Annotated in this window: 2 pseudogenes; both read left to right on the top strand. The window is 63.6% G+C overall.

Features of this window, described 5'->3' with window-relative positions:
• Window positions 1–409: pseudogene (locus L9Z73_RS29010) on the top strand (amino acid dehydrogenase); the annotation flags it as partial.
• A gap of 160 nt (window positions 410–569) precedes the next feature.
• A pseudogene (locus L9Z73_RS29005) lies at window positions 570–2,506 on the top strand (DUF6531 domain-containing protein); the annotation flags it as partial.

Raw genomic sequence — 2,506 nt, 5'->3', positions numbered from 1 at the left:
ACTGGCCATGGAACAACTTTGCGCGCACCCGATCGCCAACGAGGCCTTGCTCAGCACCCCCTGCGACATCCTCGCGCCCTGCGGCCTCGGCGCGGTGTTCAATCGCAACAGCGTCGGCCAACTGCGCTGCGCCGCCGTGGCCGGTTCCGCAAGTGCGCAACTGACCAACCTGCAAGTGGCCGACCAACTGGAAGGGCGTGGCATCCTCTACGCCCCGGACTACGTGATCAACTCCGGCGGCCTGATCTACGGCGCCCTCAAATACAGCGGCGCCGAACTGCCGACCATCACCGCGCACCTGTCGAACATCGGCACGCGCCTAACCGAAATCTTCGCCCACGCCCAGGCCGAAAAGCGTTCACCTGCACGGGTGGCCGATGAACTGGCTGAGCGTCTGCTTTACCGATAGGCCACGCATTAAAAACGATGGGCACTGGTAAATCGGGAGCGGAAGCCCCTCCGCTCTGTCTGCTTTGGGAAAAGCCTTACGACCCTCTCGGAAAGTCTCACCTGAGCAGCGCGTTAGTTGCGTGATTTGATTCCGGCCTTTTCAGGCAGGGATTGCAGGCATGACTGACGCGTTTTGGGCCGCCCGCGAAGGCGACGCGCTGCTGCACACCATCAATGATGGCCGATGTTCTCGGCGGTGTGCTGGAAGTCGCGGCCTATGCCGCCATCACGTCCGTGGGCTGCCTGGCCGCCGGCGCGTTGATCGCTGCAGCGACCGGCGTGACCATCGCCACTGGCGGCGTTGGCTGCGTCGCCTTGGGGCTGGCGGTCGGCGCTGTGATGGGGATCACCGCCGGGCTCTCGGGGGCTGACGTGAAGATCTCCAGTTGGTGCGAAACCGCCGCCAACTGGGTTTTTCCGCCGGTGATCGAGGCCTTTATCAGCAGCGGCTCAGACGACGTTTTCATCAATGGCAAACCGGCGGCCCGGGCTGCCGGAAAGATGATGGCTGTGTCGGTCGCGCCCAGTGAGCCACCGGCCCCCAGTTTTCTGGACATGGCACAGGGATTTTTCTCACAACTGTGGCGCCCGACGGTCGCCACACCCGCTGCCGGTACCGTGCCGTGTCCGCTGGACACCGTCGCCTGCACCAAGCACCCGCCGATGCCCGAGCAATTCATTGCCGAGGGTTCCAGTTCGGTCTTCATCAACGGGCAACCGGCCGCACGCAGCGGTGACCGCAGCACGTGCGACGCCAAGATCGGCAGCGTCGAGGGGCTGATTTCTGCCGATGTGCGTATCGGTGGCGACCCCGTCGTGGTGCGCGAAATTCGCAGTGGAAAGACACCGGGCGTCGGCTTGGCGATTGCCGCGCTGCTTGCGCTACGCGGCAATGTGAAAGGCTTTTGGAGCAACTTGCCATGCCTGGTCGGCGGCGCGTTGGCGGGCGGGGCCGTGGCGTATGGAACCGGCAAGCTCACCTCGGCACTCAACAGCGCGGTCAACGGTTCGCCCAACCCGGTGCATAGCCCGACCGGGGCCAAAATCCTCGGCGCCGAAGAAGAACTGGACTTCGTCCTGCCAGGCCTGCTCCCCATCGACTGGCAGCGCTTCTACAGCAGCCTCGATCAACGCCACGACGGCCTTTTCGGCGCCGGCTGGAGCGTTGCCTATGAGGTCGCCGTCGAGATCGATAAAGATGAATACCTCACCTACATCGACGAACAGGGGCGCCGCATAGACATCGGCTACCTCCCGTTGTCAGGCGGCGCCTTCAGCCCCGGCGAAGGCCTTGCGGTCAGGCGCAGCGCCGACGGCGCCATCCTGATCGAAAGTATCGACGGCCTGTATCGGCTCTTCGAACCCGACCCTCTGAACCTCTCGCGGATGCGCCTGCATCTGCTGGGTGATCGCAACGAAGGGCGCATCTTTCTGGATTACGACGTCCAGGGTCGCCTGTGCCGCCTGCGCGACAGCCATGAGCTGATGCACGTCGACGTGAGCTACACCGCCGAGCATCCGCGGCGCGTGAGCCATATCGAGCGCCGTTACCTGCATCGGCAACATTTTGCTGGGCGCAGCGACGTGCTGGTCAGCTATCGCTACGACACCCACGGCGACCTGGCCGAAGTCCTCGACGCACAAGGCACGAGCCAACGACGTTTTGCTTACGACCGCGCGCGGCGCATGGTCGAACACCAACTGCCGAGTGGCTTGCGTTGCTTCTACCAATGGCACGCAGTGCCTGGCCCGCATGGCGAGGAATGGCGCGTCAGCCGGCATTGGACCGATGCCGGCGATGAATTCACCTTCGACTACGACCTCGATGCCGGTATCACGCGCGTCACCGATGGCCTGAAACGGGTCAGCACCCGCTATTGGAACCCGCAGTACCAGATCACCCGCTACGTCGATAACCTGGGCCATGCCTGGCAGTTCGAATGGAGCGAAGATCGCCAATTGCTCGGCGCGATTGATCCGCAAAACGGCGAGTGGCGCTTCAGTTACGACGAATCCGGCAACCTGAGCGCAGTGACCGATCCACTGGCCAGGATCA

This window comes from Pseudomonas emilianonis (genome assembly GCF_023072625.1).
GTDB classification, from domain to species: Bacteria; Pseudomonadota; Gammaproteobacteria; order Pseudomonadales; family Pseudomonadaceae; genus Aquipseudomonas; species Aquipseudomonas paraveronii.
The sequence above is the reverse complement of the archived record's forward strand: the minus strand, read 5'-3'. Positions and strand labels throughout refer to the sequence as shown.